This is a genomic window from Streptomyces sp. NPDC059866, assembly GCF_042731325.1.
In the GTDB taxonomy this organism is placed as follows: domain Bacteria; phylum Actinomycetota; class Actinomycetes; order Streptomycetales; family Streptomycetaceae; genus Streptomyces; species Streptomyces flavusporus.
On the sequence record NZ_JBHWJT010000029.1, the window covers coordinates 77,197 to 95,686 of the forward strand.

9 protein-coding genes and 2 pseudogenes are annotated in these 18,490 nt (G+C 70.2%); 7 read left to right on the forward strand and 4 right to left on the reverse strand.

The window, feature by feature from the left end; translation table 11 throughout:
• Positions 1–74: 74 nt before the first annotated feature.
• Positions 75–1,685, forward strand: a complete 1,611-nt coding sequence (locus ACFV7R_RS35530; RefSeq protein WP_385271140.1) for an FAD-dependent oxidoreductase — start codon at positions 75–77, stop codon at positions 1,683–1,685.
• A gap of 1 nt (position 1,686) precedes the next feature.
• Positions 1,687–3,645 (forward strand): FAD-dependent oxidoreductase, encoded by a 1,959-nt coding sequence (locus tag ACFV7R_RS35535; RefSeq protein WP_385271143.1) that lies wholly within the window; start codon positions 1,687–1,689, stop codon positions 3,643–3,645.
• Between the two features lie 84 nt (positions 3,646–3,729).
• On the opposite strand, the gene ACFV7R_RS35540 is transcribed toward ACFV7R_RS35535, so the two are convergent.
• The 3 genes from ACFV7R_RS35540 to ACFV7R_RS35550 form a co-directional block, all read right to left on the reverse strand.
• Positions 3,730–4,878: an acyl-CoA dehydrogenase family protein gene (locus ACFV7R_RS35540; protein WP_385271146.1), complete on the reverse strand. Its 1,149-nt coding sequence runs from the start codon at positions 4,876–4,878 to the stop codon at positions 3,730–3,732.
• Positions 4,879–4,913: 35 nt separating this feature from the next.
• On the reverse strand, positions 4,914–5,468 hold the full coding sequence (locus ACFV7R_RS35545) for a MerR family DNA-binding transcriptional regulator (RefSeq protein WP_385271149.1): 555 nt from the start codon (positions 5,466–5,468) through the stop codon (positions 4,914–4,916).
• Between the two features lie 215 nt (positions 5,469–5,683).
• On the reverse strand, positions 5,684–6,133 hold the full coding sequence (locus tag ACFV7R_RS35550) for a MaoC/PaaZ C-terminal domain-containing protein (protein WP_385271152.1): 450 nt from the start codon (positions 6,131–6,133) through the stop codon (positions 5,684–5,686).
• A gap of 159 nt (positions 6,134–6,292) precedes the next feature.
• On the opposite strand from ACFV7R_RS35550, the gene ACFV7R_RS35555 reads away from it, so the two are divergent.
• The 5 genes and pseudogenes from ACFV7R_RS35555 (at position 6,293) to ACFV7R_RS35575 (ending at position 17,045) form a co-directional block, all read left to right on the forward strand.
• On the forward strand, positions 6,293–7,774 hold the full coding sequence (locus ACFV7R_RS35555) for an aldehyde dehydrogenase family protein (protein ID WP_385271155.1): 1,482 nt from the start codon (positions 6,293–6,295) through the stop codon (positions 7,772–7,774).
• Between the two features lie 1,095 nt (positions 7,775–8,869).
• A complete protein-coding gene (locus tag ACFV7R_RS35560; RefSeq protein WP_385271158.1) occupies positions 8,870–11,242 on the forward strand; it encodes a SpoIIE family protein phosphatase in 2,373 nt (790 codons plus the stop codon).
• Between the two features lie 571 nt (positions 11,243–11,813).
• A pseudogene (locus tag ACFV7R_RS35565) lies at positions 11,814–12,962 on the forward strand (IS3 family transposase).
• Between the two features lie 454 nt (positions 12,963–13,416).
• Positions 13,417–15,477 carry a DUF4139 domain-containing protein gene (locus ACFV7R_RS35570; RefSeq protein WP_385271161.1) on the forward strand — a complete coding sequence of 687 codons (2,061 nt, stop codon included), beginning with the start codon at positions 13,417–13,419 and terminating at the stop codon, positions 15,475–15,477.
• An 8-nt stretch (positions 15,478–15,485) separates the two neighbouring features.
• Positions 15,486–17,045 (forward strand): mucoidy inhibitor MuiA family protein, encoded by a 1,560-nt coding sequence (locus tag ACFV7R_RS35575; RefSeq protein ID WP_385271165.1) that lies wholly within the window; start codon positions 15,486–15,488, stop codon positions 17,043–17,045.
• 89 nt (positions 17,046–17,134) lie between these two features.
• On the opposite strand, the pseudogene ACFV7R_RS35580 reads toward ACFV7R_RS35575, so the two are convergent.
• Positions 17,135–18,318, reverse strand: a pseudogene (locus ACFV7R_RS35580) (RNA-guided endonuclease InsQ/TnpB family protein).
• Positions 18,319–18,490 lie beyond the last annotated feature (172 nt).

An 18,490-nucleotide genomic window follows, 5' to 3' on the forward strand; every position in this document is an offset into this window, starting at 1 on the left:
CGGCCAGAAATCTCACCCTACACGTAAAGCGTCCAATGAGGTAAGTTCTTCGCAACGTTCGAGGAGGTGGCACCGTGGACGAATACGAGGTGGTGGTGCTCGGCACCGGGGCGGCGGGACTGACCGCGGCTCTGGCGGCGGCAAGCCATGGCGCCTCGGTGGGGCTGTTCGAGAAGGCCGACTGCGTCGGCGGGACGACGGCGCTCTCCGGGGGTGTCGTCTGGCTGCCGGCCAACAGATACGCCGCCGAGGCGGGGCTCGGTGACAACCGGACGCAGGCCTTGACCTATCTGGAAGCGCTGTCCAACGGCAGCATGCGACCGGAGATGGCGGAGACCTTCGTCGACCAGGTGGAGCCCACCCTCGACTGGCTGGAACGGGAGACCCCGCTCCGCCTGAAGTTGGTTCCCGGCTACCCCGATTACCACCCGGAGCACCCCGGCGGCCTCCCCGAAGGAGGCCGCTCCCTGGAGCCGGAACTGATCGGCACCGCCGACCTTGGGGACTGGCGGGACCGTATCGTCGGGCATCCCAGGCGGCTGTACATCGGCGAGATCCCCAGCGGAGGCGGCACGGGCGTCATCGCCCCCGAGCTGATGCGTCAGCGGGAGGCGCGGTCCTTGGAGGGGCTGGGACGCGGGCTGGTCGCCGCCCTCCTCAAGGGCTGTCTGGAGCGCGGGGTCGAGCCGCATACCGGGATGAGGGCAAAGGAGCTGCTGGTCGAGGACGGCCGTGTCGCCGGGGTCCGGTTCACCTCCGCCTCCGGCTCCCACCGGGTGCGGGCACGCAAGGCGGTGATCATCGCCACCGGCGGCTTCGAGCACGACGGGGAACTGGTGCGGGACTTCCTCCGCGGCCCCGTGGCGCACCCGCCGGGGGTGGAGAGCAACACCGGAGACGGACTGCGGATGGCGATGCGGCTGGGGGCCCGACTGAGCGCCATGCGGGAGGCCTGGTGGGTGCCGGTGGTGCTCGTCCCGGGCGCGGACGGCAAGACCTCCCCGACCCTCCTGCTCCGGGAGCGGACCTTGCCGGGAACGCTCATGGTCAACGCCCTGGGGCGGCGGTTCACCAACGAGGCCGCCAACTACAACGCCCTCGGTGCCGCCTTCCACGCCTTCGACGTGGTGTCCTTCAGCTACGCCAACCTTCCCGCCTGGCTGCTCCTCGATGACGCATGTGTGAAGAGCTACGGCGTCTTCGGAACAGCCCCGGGCTCCCAGGCGCCGGGGTGGCTGATCCGCGCCGACACCCTGGACGGCCTCGCCGAGCGGATCGGCGTCCCCGCCGAGGCGCTCACCGCCACGGTGGAGCGCTTCAACTCCTTCGCCCAGGCCGGGCGGGATCCCGACTTCCACCGGGGCGAGAGCATCTACGACGGCTGGTGCGGCGACCGGAGCCGCTATCGCACTCCCCAGGCGACCCTGGGCACCTTCGCCACCGGCCCCTTCTACGCGGTGCCCGTCCACCCCAGCACGCTGGGCACCAAGGGCGGCCCCAGGACCAGCACCACCGGTGCGGTACTCGACGTCGACGGCACGGTGATCGAGGGCCTGTACGCGGTCGGCAACGCCATGGCCGCGCCCACCGGGATGGCCTACGGCGGTGCCGGCGGGACCCTCGGCCCGGCCCTGGTCTTCGCCCGTCTCGCCGGGCGGCACGCGGCACAGGACGAGGAGGAATGAGATGTCCGAGCACATCCGGGACGGCCTGTTGTTCCAACCGATCCGCATCGGCACCATGGAGCTGCGCAACCGGATCATGTTGCCACCGCACGGCCGTCTGACCGGTGATCCGTTCGGCAGCGAGCGGCAGTCGGCGGCCAACCAGGCGTACTGGCGCCAGCGCGCCGAGAGCGGCGCCGCCTGGATCTGCGGGTTGAACGCGTTCGTCGGCAACACGGTGATCCCCGGTTTCGAGCCGACCGGGATCGGAGCGACCGTCCGCGGTGTCTTCCGGCTGCCGCAGTTCCGCGAGCGGGCGGCGCAGTACGCGGAGGCGATCCACTCGGCGGGGGCGTACGCCTCGGCGCAGCTGATCATGCAGGGCGGCATGCCGCATTCGCCGTCGGGCGTACTGGCCAACTACACCAACAACCAGGTTCCGCATGTGCTGACCGGCGAGGAGATCGCCTGGTTCATCGAGGAATACGCGTTCTCCGCCGGGGAGGCGAAGGCCGCCGGCCTCGATGGCGTGGAGCTGCACGCCAATCACGAGGACCTGCTCCAGCTGTTCCTCTCCCCCGCCACCAATCACCGTGAGGACGAGTACGGCGGGGACCAGGCCGGGCGGATGCGGCTGCTGCTGGACGTCCTGCGCCGGATCCGGCAGGAGGTCGGCCAGGACTTCACCGTCGGCGTGCGGCTCAACATGGACGAGCTGTTCGAGGGCGGCTACGACCTGGAGGAGGGACTGGCCATCGCGGTCGCCCTGCAGGCCAGCGGCACGATCGACTATCTGCACTGCGTGATCGGCAACAACTGGGGCGCACCCAGCTACATTCAGCCGCACCACTACCGTGTGGCCCACTGGTCGGACCTGGCGCGCCGGTTCAAGGAGGCGCTGAGCCTCCCGGTCGTCTACACCGGCCGGGTCGCGACGGCCGCCGCGGCGGCCCGCGTTGTCGAATCGGGCCATGCCGATGTGGTCGGGATGGCGCGGGCGATGTTCGCCGACGGCGATCTGGTGGCCAAGGCCCGCGACGGGCGCGCCGACCGGATCCGGCCGTGCATCGGCACCAACGACTGCCTGCACCGGGTCGTCGTGGAGGGCGTGCGTTTCGGCTGCTCGGTGAACCCGCTGACCGGGCGCGAGAGCGAGCCGCCGCCGCATCGGGCCCGATCGGCCAAGCGGGTGCTCGTGGCCGGTGCGGGCCCGGCCGGGCTCGAGCTGGCGGCACTGCTCGCCGAACGCGGCCACCGGGTCTCCCTCTGGGAGCGCGAGCACGAGACCGGCGGGCAGATGCGCATCGCGGCACGGGTGACCGAGAACGCCGCCTATGCGGACTTCCTGTCCTTCCAGGAGCGGCGCCTCGCCGAGCTGGGCGTCGATGTGAAACTGGGCCATGCGGCGGACGCCGATGCCGTGGCGGACGCCGGTTTCGACGTCGTCGCGGTGGCCACCGGCGCGCGGCCCCGCCGCCCCGCCATTCCCGGAGTGAACCTGCCGTTCGTCGCCGAGGGTCGCGAGGTGTTGCGCGGCCGGGCGGCCGTCGGCCGGAAGGTGCTGGTGATCGCGATGGAGGACCATATGCAGCCACTGACGATCGCGGGCCACCTGACCGATCTCGGCAGGGGTGTGACGGTGCTCTACCCGACACCCGCGATCGCCCCGCTGGTGGGCAAGTACTCGATCGGCGCACCGCTGGCCAAGCTGTCGGCCGCAGGCGCCCGGGTGGAGGTGATGGAACGGGTGGCCCTCATTGAGCCGGGCCGCGTCGTCTCCCGCAACGTCTACTCCGGGGTCGCCCGCGAGCACACCGGCTATGACTCGGTGGTGCTGGCCTGCGGCGGAGAGGCGGATTCCTCACTGCACCAGGCGCTGCGGGGCCGGGTGCCCGAGCTGCACGTCCTCGGTGACGCCTACGCGCCGCGACGGATCTCCTTCGCCACCCGGCAGGCGTACGAGCTCGCGCGGCGCATCTGACCCACGGGCCACGGAGTGCGGACACGAAGCCGCCCGAGGTGCTCACCCCGGGCGGCTTCTCGGTCATGTGCCCCGGCGCGAATCTCAGAAGCCGAGGTCGCGACCGATGATCTCCTTCATGATCTCGGTGGTGCCGCCGAAGATGGTGTGGATCCTGGCGTCGCGCCAGGCCCGGGAGATCGGGTACTCATCCATGTAGCCGTATCCGCCGTACAGCTGGAGACAACTGTCGGTGGTCCGCTTCATCAGTTCGGTGGTCCACCACTTGGTCTTCGCCGCGTCGACCGGAGTGAGCGTTCCGGCGTTGAGCTCCAGGATCGCCCGGTCCACGTAGATCTGCGCCATCTCGATCTCGGTCGCCATCTCCGCGAGCTTGAACCGGCTGTTCTGGAAGCTACCGATCTCCTGCCCGAACGCCTTGCGGTCATGGCAGTACTGGACGGTCCAGTCGAAGGCGGCCTGTGCAACGGCGACGGCGACGGCGGATATCGACAAGCGCTCCTGCGGCAGGTTGTTCATCAGGTGGGCGAAACCCCGGTTCTCCTCACCCAGGAGGTTCGCCGCGGGCACCCGCACATCCTCGAAGATCAGCTCGGCGGTGTCCTGCGCGTGCATACCCGCCTTGGCGAGCTTGCGGCCGCGGCGGAAGCCTGGCATACCGCGCTCAACGACGAGCAGACTGATGCCCCGCGCGCCGGCCGCCGGGGCGGTCTTCGCCACGACGATCACGAGATCGGAGTGGATGCCGTTGGTGATGAACGTCTTCGTGCCGTTCAGCACGTACGCATCGCCGTCACGGACCGCGGTGGTGCGCACCGCCTTGAGGTCGCTGCCGGCGCCCGGTTCGGTCATGGCGATCGCCGTGACGATGTCACCCGAGCAGAAGCCGGGCAGCCAGCGACGCTTCTGCTCCTCGTTCCCGAGCTCCAGGAGGTACGGCGCCACGACGTCGTTGTGCAGCCCGAAGCCGGAGCTGAGCGAGGCGGCACCGCTGCGCGCGAACTCCTCGACGAGGACCGCGTTGTAGCGGAAGTCCGGCTCGCCCCCACCGCCGTACTCCGCGGGGACGGCGGTCCCGAGGAAGCCCGACTCCCCCGCCAGCCGCCACAGCTTCCGGTCGACCAGGCCCTCGGCCTCCCAGCGGTCGTACTCGGAGGTGACATGCCGTTTGATGAACTGTCGTACAGCGTCCCGGAAGGCGTTGTGCTCCGGCTCGAAGAGTGTGCGTTCCATCGGCAGCTCCGGCGGGGTTGAGGGGGTCCGTTCGGTCAGCTCGCCTCGCGCTCCGCGCCCTCGCTCCCCTCGCTGACCCAGCGCAGCAGCTCCGGTACTGGAGAGCCCTTGCCCTTGGTCCGGGGGGACGCGGCGGCTTCGGTGACGAGCTCGTACAGGCGGTTGAGCACTCGGATCCTGTGATCCAGCTCGGAGAGCTTCTCCCGGAGGATCGCCTTGGTCCGCGCTGACGCGGAGGCGCCGGTGAGCGCGAACTGGCCCAGTTCGGCGATCTCTTCGAGACCGAAGCCAAGCTGCTTGAGGATGCGAGCGCCTTCGACGTAGAAGATGTAGTCACGGGGATAGCGGCGTGTCCCTCCCGAGGTCCTCTCGGGCGAGGGAAGAATCCCGAGCTCCTCGTAGTAGCGGATCGTGCGGGTGGACACGTTGGCCTGCTTGGCGAGCTCCCCGATGCTGAGGAGTTCACCCTTCGCGCCCTCCTTGGGCGTGCCGCTCGATGTGGCCGTGCCTTCGGATGCCGAGCGAGTGGTCTTCTTCGGTTCGGTTGCCGATGACCGCGTACGCGTCGACGACGTGCGACGAGCTGCCATGGTGCTCCCCCTTCTGAACGTGTGTGCCTAGCACCTATCATTTTACGGAACTCGTTAAGGGTAGCCATTGAAACACCTTGGTTCGCACCAAAGCCCGAACTGCCACCCCGCATAAACGGTCATACATCCACGCACCCGAATGAACAGGGGTGCAGATCCGGCCATGCACAGCGCGCAGGCCCGGCCCCAGGGGGGCGGCACCCCGCGGCGCCCGGTCAGGCAGAGGCTTGGACGGGGGGACGCGCGCCGACCCAGATGTTGATCCGCGCCGAGACGACGACCTCGTCGCGCTGGTTGATGATGCGCTCCTTGAGGGTCACCACACCTCCAGGCGCCTTGTCCTTCTTCTCCAGGACCTCCATCACAGGGTGGACGGTGTCTCCGAAGAAGCACGGAGCCCGGAACCTGACCTCGTCCATGCCCAGGAACGCGATGACGCGGTCCGGCAGGAGCGGGATCAGGCCGGCACCGCAGGAGAGCACCAGGAGACCGTGGGCGATCCGCTGCTTGAACGGGGTGGTCTTGGCGTACTCCGCGTCCATGTGGAGGCCAAAGTGGTCACCGGTCACACCGGCGAAGTTGACCACGTGGGTCTCGGTGATGGTGACGCCGGCGAACTCTCGCCTGTCGCCCACGGCGAGCTCGTCGTAGTACCGGTCGAACATGGCGGACTCCTCGCTGGGCCTCCGGGGCCACACTCAAAATCAACCCTTGACGTTGAACGTTATATATCATAACCATGATGTCGTCCAGCACCCGCTGTGAGGGGGAGTCGGCCGGGACGAAGACCGGCCGACTCGGACGTCCACGACGGAGAGGGCGGAATGATGACTGTGACGGATGCGACAGCCGGGGTGACGAGTCGGTACCGGGTCGCCGGGGGGTGGCGGGAGTCGGACGACACCCGGACCCTCCCGGTGATCTCACCGGTCGACGAGTCCACCATCGGCGGCGTCCACGAGTACACCCGCGACGAGATCGACGAGGTCTTCGTGGCGGCGCACCGGGCTCAGCCCCGCTGGGCGGCCAGGCCGCTGACCGAACGTTCCGAACTGCTGCACAGGTTCGCCGACCGGCTCGCGGAGAACGCCGACGCGATCGGGGACGTGCTGATGATGGAAGTCGCCAAGGCCGGCAAGGACGCCAGGGACGAGGTCGTCCGGTCCGCCGACTACGTCCGGCACACCGCCGAAGACGCCAAGCGGATCATCGGCGACACACAGTTCTCGGACTCGTTCCCCGGCCAGGCCCGCAACAAGCTGGCCGTCGTCCATCGGGTACCGCTGGGCACGGTGCTGGCCATCCCCCCGTTCAACTACCCGGTGAACCTGGCGGTCTCCAAGATCGCGCCCGCCCTGGTGACGGGCAACACGGTCGTTCTCAAGCCCCCGTCCCAGGGCGCCCTCAGCGCGCTGCTGATGTGCGAACTCGCCTACGACGTGGGGGTACCGCCGGAGGTGCTCCAGGTGGTCACGGGCCGCGGTTCCCGCATCGGGGACTACCTGGTCCAGCACCCCGGGGTCGACTTGATCACCTTCACCGGTTCCTCCGGAACGGGCGCCGACCTGGCCCGCAAAGCGGGTATGGTGCCGCTTCTGCTGGAGCTCGGCGGCAAGGACCCGGCGATTGTGCTCGCCGACGCCGATCTGGACGCGGCCGCCTCCGACATCGTGTCCGGCGCGTTCTCCTACAGCGGCCAGCGGTGCACGGCGGTCAAGCGGGTCCTGGTGGTCGACACGGTGGCCGACGAGCTGGTCGCCAGAATCGCCGAGCGCACGGCGAAACTCAGTGTGGGAGACCCCAGGGAGAACGCCACGATCACCCCGCTGGTCGACCCCGAGGCGGCGACCGGCGCGGAGCGGATGGTCAACGAGGCGGTCGCCGCCGGTGCGGTGCTGGTCCACGGCGGCACCCGCACCGGCAGACTGCTGCAGCCCACCGTGGTCGACCACGTCACCGAGGCGATGGAGTTGGCCTGGGTGGAGCCCTTCGCCCCGGTGCTTCCCGTCCTCCGGATCCGCAGTGCCGCAGAAGCCGTCAGAATCGGCAACCGTTCCGAGTACGGGCTCCAGGCCGCGGTCTTCACTCGCGACATCGACATGGCGATCCAGATCGCGGCACGGTTGGATGTGGGCACCGTGCAGGTCAACGGCCGTACGGCGCGGGGCCCGGACCACTTCCCCTTCCTGGGCACCAAGGCCTCGGGGATGGGCACGCAGGGGGTGCGGCCATCCATCGAGGCGATGACCCGGGTGAAGTCCCTGGTGGTGAACCTGCGTGCGCCGGACCTCGGCGCGAGCGCCTGAGGCCGGTGGAAGTACCGGGCCCATGGCCGGGCGGCTGGGGAGGAGCGGCCCCTACGCCGCTCCTCCCCAGCCGCCGGACCGTCAGACCTCACCGCGCGCCACGGTCGGCAGCCGGTCGAAAACAGCGGCGGCCACCCGTACGCCGTCGTGGCGTGGGGGCTGGTGATCCAAGGGCACAGTCCGCGCACCCGCTCCGCGGCGCGCAGGAAGTGCTCGCGGTGCACAATTTCGTCGTCGTGGACACCGGGCCACCACCGGCACCCGGTTGTCGGCCGGCCGGTCGGGGTCGTACAACGGCGGCCAGTCGGTGCGCTCGCTGGCAGGTGGTGCAGGCTGTCAAACGTCGAGAGACGCCGAAGGCCATGCCCAGGGCCCGGAAGCGACGCGCGGTGAGACGTTCTCCGGTGGCATGCGTACGTCGTGCTGCTCCAGATGTGCGGCCGCCGCCCCGGGCGAGGGAGCGGTCGGCAGGGGTGCCGCGGCCCGTTTCGCACTGGTCCATCGGGGACGACGCGGTAGTCGCGCAGCGCCCTGCGCAGCCCGGCGCCGGGCGTGTTGGGGCCCTAGGCCCGAACTGGAGCCACAGCAGCCGGGCAGGTCCTCCGCCTACCGTCTGGCGGCGGTCACCGCATCGCGAACGCGCTGCGGCCCTGCCAGCCGTACTCGCGCCAATCGGAGTGGTAGTAGCGGGCGACAGCGGCCAGCGGCGACTGCTCACCGCAAGCATCGGCGACCGCGAGGACGTACCAGCGGCGTGCCCAGCGGGAGCAGCCCCCGCCTGGCTCATGGCCGGACTGAGCCGTGCGGTGAGGGGTAACTCGCCTGGACGTCCACGTCCTGGAGACGCACCCTTCCAGATTCCGGGACTCGGTTTGGCTATGTCATCAGCAGCTATGCATGGAGCAACTCCTACGGGAGCACCCCCTGGGAGCTGTCTTCCGTCACGCTCATGTCCCACCGTCCGGCCCATGAGGGAGCGGTACTGCGACGATCAAGCGTCCCATCGTTGCTCACTCCAGCGGACGTGACCGCTCGCAGAGCGGTAGCGCCCCGTCACTACCATGGGTGGGGAAGGCCTGGAAGGAGATGGTGTCGGTGCGCATCTCCGAGGTCACCGGAAGCCTCGGCACAGGATTGGCAGGCTCGCTGCCGGGGCCGTATACGGCCACCGCCTTCATGGACGGCACAGGCAGGATCTCCCTGTGGAGCCCGCAGGCAGAGGCCCTTCTCGGATATCCGGCGGAGGAAGTCTGCGGAATGCCCGCGGTGGAGCTGCTGACCGCCCCGAGGGGCCGGGAGGCGGCGTTGGCCGCTCGCGAGCGGCATGTGGCCGGGCAGGGCTGGGACGGCGTGCTGGGCCTGCGGCACCGCGACGGGCGCGAGGTGCAGATTGCGCTGTGCGTGCGTCCAATGCTCGACAGGAAGGGCCAGACCGGCTGGTCGATCAGTGCCGCCGACACACGGCAGGTGGAGCGGGAGGAGATCGATCGGGCGATCCTGGAGGCGCTGTTCACCCAGTCCCCGATCCCCATGACGGTCATGGACACCGAGTTGCGGTACCGATGGGTGAACGCCGCGACAGTGCGCGAGATCGGCGTGTCCGCCGAGCAACTCCTCGGTCGGCGCATCAGCGAGGACACACCGGAGGTCGACTTCCGGGCGATCGAGCAGGTCCTGCGCCGGGTGCGGGACACCGGCGAGCCGGTGGTGGGCTTTGAGGTGCGCGGCCGCGAGCATGTGTGGTCCGCCTCCTCCTTCCGACTGACCCATCCGGCAGGCCGCATTCTGGGGATGTGCCAGACGTACGTCGATGTCACCGAGGGCGATCGGGCCCAGCGGCGGCTGGCCCTGCTGACCGAGGCCGGCGCGCGCATCGGCACCACGCTGGATGTGGGGCGCACCGCCCAGGAACTGGCGGACGCTGCCGTGCCCGACCTCGCGGACATCGTCGGCATCGACCTGCTGGAGCCGGCGGTGCGGGGTGAGGAACCGGCCCCCGGGCCGGTGGGCGGGCGGATGCTGGCCCACCGGTCGGGAGTCCGCTCGCTCCGGGAGCACGCTTCGGAGGTCGTGTACCAGGTGGGCGAGACGGTGGCGTATCCCCCGGGCACGCCCCAGGTCCGGTGCCTGGCCTCCGGGCAGTCGGTTTTGGTGCGGAGGCTGGACGTCGATGAGTGGTTCGCCCTCGACCCGCGAAGCGCGGAGAAGATCCGGGAACTACGGGTCCACTCGCTCATGGCGGTACCGTTGCGTGCCCGAGGGATCACGCTCGGTGTGGCCACCTTTGGCCGCTACCACAATCCTCTGCCGTACGACGAGGAGGACCTGGCCCTGGCCGAGGACTTCTCCTCTCGCGCCGCGGTGTGCGTCGACAACGCCCGCCGCTACACCCGTGAGCGCACCCTGGCCGTCACCCTGCAGCGCAGCCTGCTGCCCCGCGGGGTGCCCGAGCAGGACGCGTTGGAGGTCGCCCACTGCTACCTGCCCGCCCAGGCCGGGGTCGGCGGTGACTGGTTCGACGTCATCCCGCTGCCCGGCACGCGCGTCGCCCTGGTCGTCGGCGACGTCGTTGGGCACGGGGTGCACGCGGCGGCCACCATGGGCCGGCTGCGCACCGCCGTGCACAACTTCTCCGCTCTGGACCTGGCGCCCGAGGAGGTGCTGGCCCACCTGGACGAGCTGGTGTCCATGCTCGACCAGGACCATCTAGCCGAGAGCGACGGGGCCGGGGTGATCGGGGCCACCTGCCTGTACGCCGTCTACGACCCGATCACCGGCACCTGCACCCTCGCCACCGCCGGCCACATCGGCCCCGCCCTGGTCCATCCCGACGGCACCGTCACCTTCCCCCACCTGCCGATCTCCCCACCGCTGGGTCTGGGCGGCGAACCCTTCGAGGCCGCCACGCTGCACCTGTCTGCGGGCAGCCGCCTGGTGCTCTACACCGACGGACTGGTGGAGAACCGCGACCGCGACATCGACACCGGCCTGACCCTGCTGAGCCGCACCCTGGCCGACGCCATCGGCCGCAGCCCGGAGGAGACCTGCCAGGCCGTGCTGGAGGCGATGCTTCCTCCGCAGCCCAGCGACGACATCGCGCTGCTGGTGACCCGCACCCGGCGGCTCGACCCCTCCCACGTGGCCGAGTGGGACGTGCCTGCCGAGCCGGCCCAGGTCGGTGTGATCCGCGCCCACGCCCTGCGGCAGCTACAGGCGTGGGGGTTGGAAGAGTTGGGCTTCACCACCGAGCTGATCCTGTCCGAGCTGGTCACCAACGCCATCCGGTACGCGGCCGAACCCATCCGGGTGCGGCTGCTGCGCGGCTGCGCCGTGACCTGTGAGGTATCGGACGGGTCCAGCACCTCCCCGCACATCCGCCGCGCCGCCACCACCGACGAGGGTGGGCGCGGTCTGTTCCTCATCGCCCAGCTGGCCGACCGCTGGGGCACCCGCTACACCGCAAACTGAAAGATCATCTGGGCCGAGCAGGCCTTGCCCTCCTGGGACATGTCGCGAGGAGATGTCCCGTGACCTTTCCGTCGGGGCCCCGCTATGCCAACACGAGGGTTGCAGCACCGCCAGAGGAGCCTGGGCGTGCCGACAACCCATGCCACCCACGCCGAGCTGCACTCTTGGAGTCACGACCAAACCCATAGAGGAGAACCTCGGATCAACAAGGTACTACTCACGGCGGATGTTCCTCCCCCACGCACGTCGGGCCGCCGACGGCTGGGGTTTGGACACAGCGAGTCACCCACGAGGAGCTGAGACATGGTCGGTTTTCCGAGCGCGCGTTGACGTTGTAGGCCGTGACCGGCCTGTCATCGCGTGCTGCCCTTGATGTTGCGGCACAGCGAGCCTTCCCCTGCCTGACCGTCGGTGCACCGTTCATGTGCTCGGTGGCGGGCCTCGTTGTCGGCAACCCAACAGGAGCCCACCCCGCAGTCCGCCTGAACCAATCAAGATCGGTGATGTGCCCCGGGTCTGGTGGAGTCACCTTGCTGGACAGATGATGCTCCAGACACTCAAGGAGGCTTCAGTGCCCCGTAGTTACTCGGCCGAGTTCCGGCGCAAGGTCCTCGATCTCGTCGAAGCCGGCCGGCCTGTCCGGCAGGTTGCCCATGACCTCGGCATCAGCGAACAGACGATCTACGTCTGGCGCCGTCAGCACCTCATCGACACCGGGCAACTGCCCGGCCCGACCAGCGAGGACCAGGCCGAGCTGGTAGCCGCACGACGGCGGATCGCCGAACTGGAGGCGGAACTGGCCGTCCACCGCCGGGCAGCCGAGCTCATAGGCAAGGTGGTGCCCCCAAAAGACGGTTCGAGGCCGTCGCGGTAATGGCCGGCGAGGGCATGTCCGTGCAGATGGCGACGCGAGTGCTCAACGTCTCCGAGTCCGGTTACTACGCCTGGCGCTCCCGCCCACCCTCACCTCGTTCCCTGCGGCACTCGTGGCTGACCGAGGCCATCACCACCATCCACACCGCCTCGCACGGCTCGTACGGGATCCGCCGCGTCCACGCAGAGCTCAAGCTCGGGCACGGCATTTCCATCAGCCACGGCACCGTCATGCTGCTCATGCAGCGGGCAGGTCTCAAGGGCCTCCCCGGCAACCGCCGCCGCCGGATGCGGCACGACACCCCCACAACCGCCGACCTGGTCGACCGGAACTTCGCCAGAACCGCCCCGGACAAGCTGTGGGTCACCGACATCACCGAGCACCCCACCCGGGAGGGCAAGGTGTACTGCGCAGTCGTCCTGGACACCTACTCGCGCCGGGTGGTCGGCTGGTCCATCGACTCCACCCAGACCTCCGCCCTCGTCACCAACGCCCTGAACATGGCGATCAGCAACCGGCGACCGACAGCCGGGACCGTGATCCACTCCGATCACGGAGTCCAGGCAGTTCACCTCTTGGGCCTTCACCGAACGGGCCCGGGCCTCCGGCCTGATTCCCTCGATGGGCACGATCGGCGACTGCTACGACAACGCCATGATCGAGTCGTTCTAGGGCCGGATGCAGACCGAGTTGCTCAGCCGCCGCAGATGGCGCACCCGCCTGGAACTGGCCAACGCGATCTTCGAGTACCTCGAAATCTTCCACAACCGACAACGTCGGCACTCCGCACTCGGCATGCTCACACCCATCGAGTTCGAGCTGAGGAATACCCCCTCGATCGCCTAGAGTCCAGCAACTCGACTCCACGTAAGCCGGGGCACATCAGCACGCTGACGCCTCCCCTCCCTGTAACCCAGGCTCCACCCAAGCCCCCGCTCCTCAAACGGCGGGGCTCGGGCGAAGGCACGAGGGATCATGGTGGAGCTGTTCCACCCGCCACCCCGCAGCCCAGTCTCGAAGCGATCGGGACCGCCATGGACCAGGCGCTGCCCCGCCAACCGACCCGCATCCAAGGATCAGCAGCGAACTTCACCAAAACCGCTTAGCCTGCGTGACGACCACGGAAGAGCAGGCCGCGAAGATCAACGAAGCGCTGAAGTCCTCGGGCTTCTGCAAGCTCTGACGCGGCTTGCGAGCGCAGCACATCGGCCCAAGTGGGCAGGCCAGGGGGATGCTTCCAGCCGCCCCCACCGCGGGCGCTAGGCTTCGGCCGGCACGGACATGACGGGGGGCGGAACGGATGAAGTCCGAGGAGACACCGCGGTGGGCATCGGCCCTCGACGCGGTCGTGGTGTACGCGCAGGGCGCGATGTGCAGCCGTCGGGCGGGCGGCTCCGTGCCGCCGCAGGGGCGGGTGCGGGTCACCGGACTGCCGCGCTCGATGGACCCGGGCTCCCTGCGCGCCCGCGTGGTCGGCGACAGCGGTGTGCGGGTCACCGAGGTGCGGGTGGAAGTGGACGCCGAGCCGTCCGGTGCCGACTCCTCCGAGGCGTTGCGGCAGGAGGTGGAGCGGCTGCGTGACGCCCAGGGCGCGGTGCAAGGCCGTCGCGATCGGCTGCTCACGCGCATCAAGGAGGTCACGGACCTGCGCCCGGTTCCGCCGCCGCGCAAGCGGGAGGACCCGCACCGCCGCACTCCCGCCGAAGCGTGGCTGGCGCTCGCCGACTTCGTGGACGAACGGCTGACGGTCCTGCACGGCCGTCTCGCCGGGCTGGAGGCGGAGGTGCGCCGCGCCGAGCACGAACTCACCGTCGCGGCCGACCGCTTGGCCCGCGGCTCCACCGACGCGCCCTCCGCCCACGTCGAGACCACGGTCTGCGCGGTCCTGACCCTCGACGGATCCGGTGATGTGGAGCTGGAGCTGGAGTACGGGGTTCCGGGCGCCGTCTGGGTACCGGCGTACCGGCTGGCCTACCGTCAGAGCGCGGACTCGGGCAGCTTGGTGCTGCGTGCCTCAATCGCGCAGCGCACCGGGGAGGACTGGGCCGGGGTGCGCATCGCTCTGGCCACCGCCGATCTGCGGCGCCGCACTGATCTGCCGAAGCTGCGCTCGCTGCGGATCGGCCGCCGTCAGCCCGTGGCCGCGCCGTCCGGCTGGCGGGAGCCCCCTGCGGGCCTGGCCGACCTGTTCACCGGGTACGACTCGGCAGGCCCGCGCCCGCAACCGCGATCCAGCGCCGCCCCTGTCGCCGTCGGGGCCGCGCCCACGGCCGTCTGCGGCGGCCCCGTCCCCCCTCCCCCGCCTGCGCCCCCGGCGGCACCGTCGTACAGCGGAGCGCCCGTGCGGCCAGCCGAACCCGGCGGCGTCCGCGTGCCACAGGCGGAAGCGCTCGACCGCGCCATGCCCGCTTTCGCGCAGGCGCCACCACAGCAACCCGCCCGCCCCCGCACAGGCGGCGCGCCGGTCCCCTCCGGCCCGATGGCCCCGCCACCACCGGCGCCCCCGGCGCCGGTGACCGGTCCGCCGCGGCCCACCGGCGACGAGCTCGACTACGCCGCGCTCCACCTCAGCGGTCCCGACGAGCCCGCCGGCCGCAGGGGCCACCTGTTCCCCGACGCGCCGTTCGACCCGGTGGCGGTCGAACACCGCCGTCGTGCCGAAGCGGTGGCTGCGCTGCCGCTGCCCGGGCATGCCGTACGGCCCCGTGAGTCGGCGGGTTCCTTCGACCATCGTTATGACGCCGTCGCCCGCGCGGACATCCCCTCGGACGGCACCTGGCACACCGTCACCATCAGCGAGATCCCGGTCGGTCTGCGTACCGAGTATCTGTGCGTGCCGTCCGTGGAACAGCGGGTGTACGGGACGCTCGTCCTGTCCAACGCCACCGACCAGGCGCTGCTGGCCGGTCCGGTGGAGGTCACCGTCAACGACGACTTCCTGCTGACCGCCGCGCTGCCCACGCTCGCGCCCGGCGGCGTCCGCCGGATGGGGCTCGGGCCCGCGGAGGGCGTCCAGGTCACCCGGCGTACGCACCTCAACGAGTCGACGGTGGGCCTGCGCAACAACGTCACCGTGCTGGACCACCGCGTACAGGTGGACCTGGCCAACCGGCTCGCCCGGCCCGTCTCCGTCGAGGTCCGAGAGCAGGTGCCGGTCACCTCCGATCCGGACGTGCGGATCGACGAACGGGCAGCCGACTGGGCGGTTCCCGACGACGGCGCGGGGCCCGATCACCACGCCCCGGGCACCCGCGTGTGGCGTGTCGACCTGCCCCCCGGAGGCACCGCCGCCCTGCACGGCGGCTACGAAATCCGTATCCCGGCCGCGAAGGCCCTGGTCGGCGGCAACCGCAGGAGCTGACAGACACCATGTCCACGGATCCGGAACTGATCCCCGCCCCCGTCACCGCCGTCACCTGCCTGGAGGACCGCGCCCAGGTCGAACGCACCCTCACCCTCGACCTGCGAGCGGGCGTGCAACGGCTGCGCCTCGGACCGGTCAGCGCGCTGGCAGTCGACCGTACCTTGCACGCCGAGCTGACCGCCGACCATCAGGCGAGCGTCCTCGACGCCCGCATCGTCCGTACCTGGACGCCGCGCGGGCCGCTGCCCACCGCCGACGACTCGGCGCTGCGCCTGCGCGTACACGCCCTGGAGGAGGAGCGGTTCGCGCTGGAACAGCGGACCGACCGGCTGCGCGCCCGCCTCGACGTGCTGGGCCGGCTCGCCACGGACCTCCTGCGCGAGATCGGCGACGGAGTCGGTACGGGTGAGACGGACACGACCCGCTGGGCCGCGGAGCTCGACCGCGTGGACGACGAACGCGACGCGTACGGCGAGGAGTTGCGCGCCACGCAGGCCCGGCTGACGGTGCTCGCCACCGAACTCCGGGAGACCGAGCACGCCGTCCTTCTGTCCGAGCAGCAGCCCGCCGAACTGCTCGGCCATGTCGAGCTGGCGGTGCAGTCCGCCGTCACGGGGCAGGCGCGGCTCCGGCTGACCCACCTCGTCCCCTGCGCGCTGTGGCGCCCCGCCTATCGGGCCGTGCTCGACGGGGACACCGTGACGCTGGAGACGGACGCCATGATGTGGCAGCGCACCGGCGAGGACTGGTCCGACGTGGCCCTGACACTGTCGACGGCCCGCTCGGCCTCGGCGAACGAGCCACCGCGCCTCGTCGAGAACCGGCTGACGCTGACCGACCGCTCCCCCGCCGAACGGCGCACGCTCGAGGTGGAGTTGCGCGAGCAGGAGATCGCCGACCTCGGCCCGGCCCCCGTGCTCGGCCTGCCCGGCGTGGACGACGGCGGTGAAACCAGGGTGCTGCGCTCTCCCGCACCCGTCTCCGTGCCCGCCGACGGACACGCCCACCGCGTGCCGCTCTCCTCCGTCGCCACGCCCGCGAGCAGCGAGTACGCCTGCTCCCCCGAACTCTCCCCGCTGGTGACCCAGGTGGTGCGGTTCGACAACTCCTCCGGGCACGCGCTGCTCGCCGGTCCGGTGGACCTGGTGCGCGGCAGCGAGTTCAGCGGCCGGGGCACACTGGATTTCACCGCTCCCGGCGGGCCCGTCGAGCTCGCGTTCGGCAGCCACGACGACTACCGGGTGCTGCGGTACACCGAGGAGTCCCGCGACACCACCACCATGACCCAGCGGACCACTGTCACCCACACGGTGCGCCTGCACCTGTCCCGCTTCTCCGCTCCGGGGGCGGAGGGCAATCAGACCGTCGTGCTGCGGGAACGGATGCCGGTCTCCGAGGTCTCGGCCGTGGACATACGCCTGCGCAAGGAGGACTGTTCCCCCCTCCCCAACACCGTGGACGACGAGGGCATCGCCCGCTGGGACATCGCCCTGCCGCCCGGCGGCCGCCGCACGATCGCCCTCGTGTACGAGATCTCCGCGAGCGGCAAGGTCAGTGGTGTCTGAGGACGACAGCCGACACAGCGACGGAGCGCCTGTCTCCATCGCGTTGAAGTGCTCTCCTCCCTTCGCAAGCTCAGGAAGGAGATTCCGGCCTACCTTGCGGTGGTCGGCTGGACGCCTTTGCAGCGCCTGACGACTGCCCTTCCGGCAGCCGGGACGAGCGCGAGGCCCATCCGGTACAGGTGCAGGATGTTCCGGGCGGCGTTGTGGTCGGCGTTGCCCGACCAGCCGCAGTCCGGGTTCTTGCACACGAACACGGCCAGGCTCTCCCGGCTGCCCGGGGCGGTGAAGCCGCAGGCGAAGCAGCGCTGGGAGGTGCCGGGGGCGGGAACCTTGTGCAGGGTGCCCCGTGGCGGGCGGTCTTGTACGTCAGCATCGTCACGGTGCGGCCCCATGCCTCCTGGCTGATGGAGCGATTCAGACCGGCCTTCTGCTTGACGTTCTTCCCCGGCTCCTCGACGGTGCCCCGGGCGCTCTTGGTCATGTTCGGGATGTCCAGGTGTTCCACCACGAGCACGCTGTAGCTGCGGGCGAGGTAGGTGGTGATCTGGTGCTGCCAGTCGGTTGCCCGTCGCTTGGCTTTCGCTCGGAGCTTGCCGATCTGGTCGTATACCGCCCGGAGCCGGTTCGATGACCGCTGTCCGGGCTTGCGGTGCTGCTTGAGACGGGCGGCCTGCCTCTCCAGACGGAGCAGCTTGGCCTTCTCGTCGGCATTGAGCCACCTGTCCCGGTCGGAGGCTCCGTCCGGCAGGCGGGACGCTCGCCCGTGATCCTGGTGGTTGTCGTCCGAGAGGGCGAGGGGGATGTTCACCCCGGCGTCGATGCCCACTTCCGGTCCCTGGTGGGGCTCGGGCTTGGCTTCCAGGGTGGTGATGCGGAAGGCGATGTGCCAGCCCAAAGCGTCCTTGACCAGCCGGGCACCGGTGATCCGGTTGTCGGCGCTGGCGTTCTTGCCCACCGGCAGGTCACGGGTCCAGCGGAAGCGGACGCGGCCGACCTTGGGGATGTTGACCATGCCCCAGCGGCGGTGCACCCGCGTGATCTGCAAGTCCCGGCCCTGCGGGATGTCCACGCTCATCCCCGACCGAACGCGGGGCTTGAAGTTCGGCTCTTCGGCCCGGCCTTCCCAGCAGTTCGTCCATGCCTGGAGGTACGTCTTCAGTACCGCCTGCGCGGCCTGCGCGGGGAGCACGGCAAGGAAGTCGATCTCCTTGCGGGCCTGCCGTATCGCCGCATCGGCGGCGGCCAGCGACCGCGCGGGAGAAGCCCTGATCATCTCGGGACTGGCGGCTGCTGTCGTGCGGGGCCGGGCCGAGCAGTTCCATACCGTTCCTAATCAGTGAGCAGGAGTGAGTCTTGGACCCACTGCCCGACACTGCGCGCATCCCGAACGGTTTTGGGTGCGCTGGTCGCCCGCGTTCCTTGGGGTCTTCCTGTCCGGGCGCGTG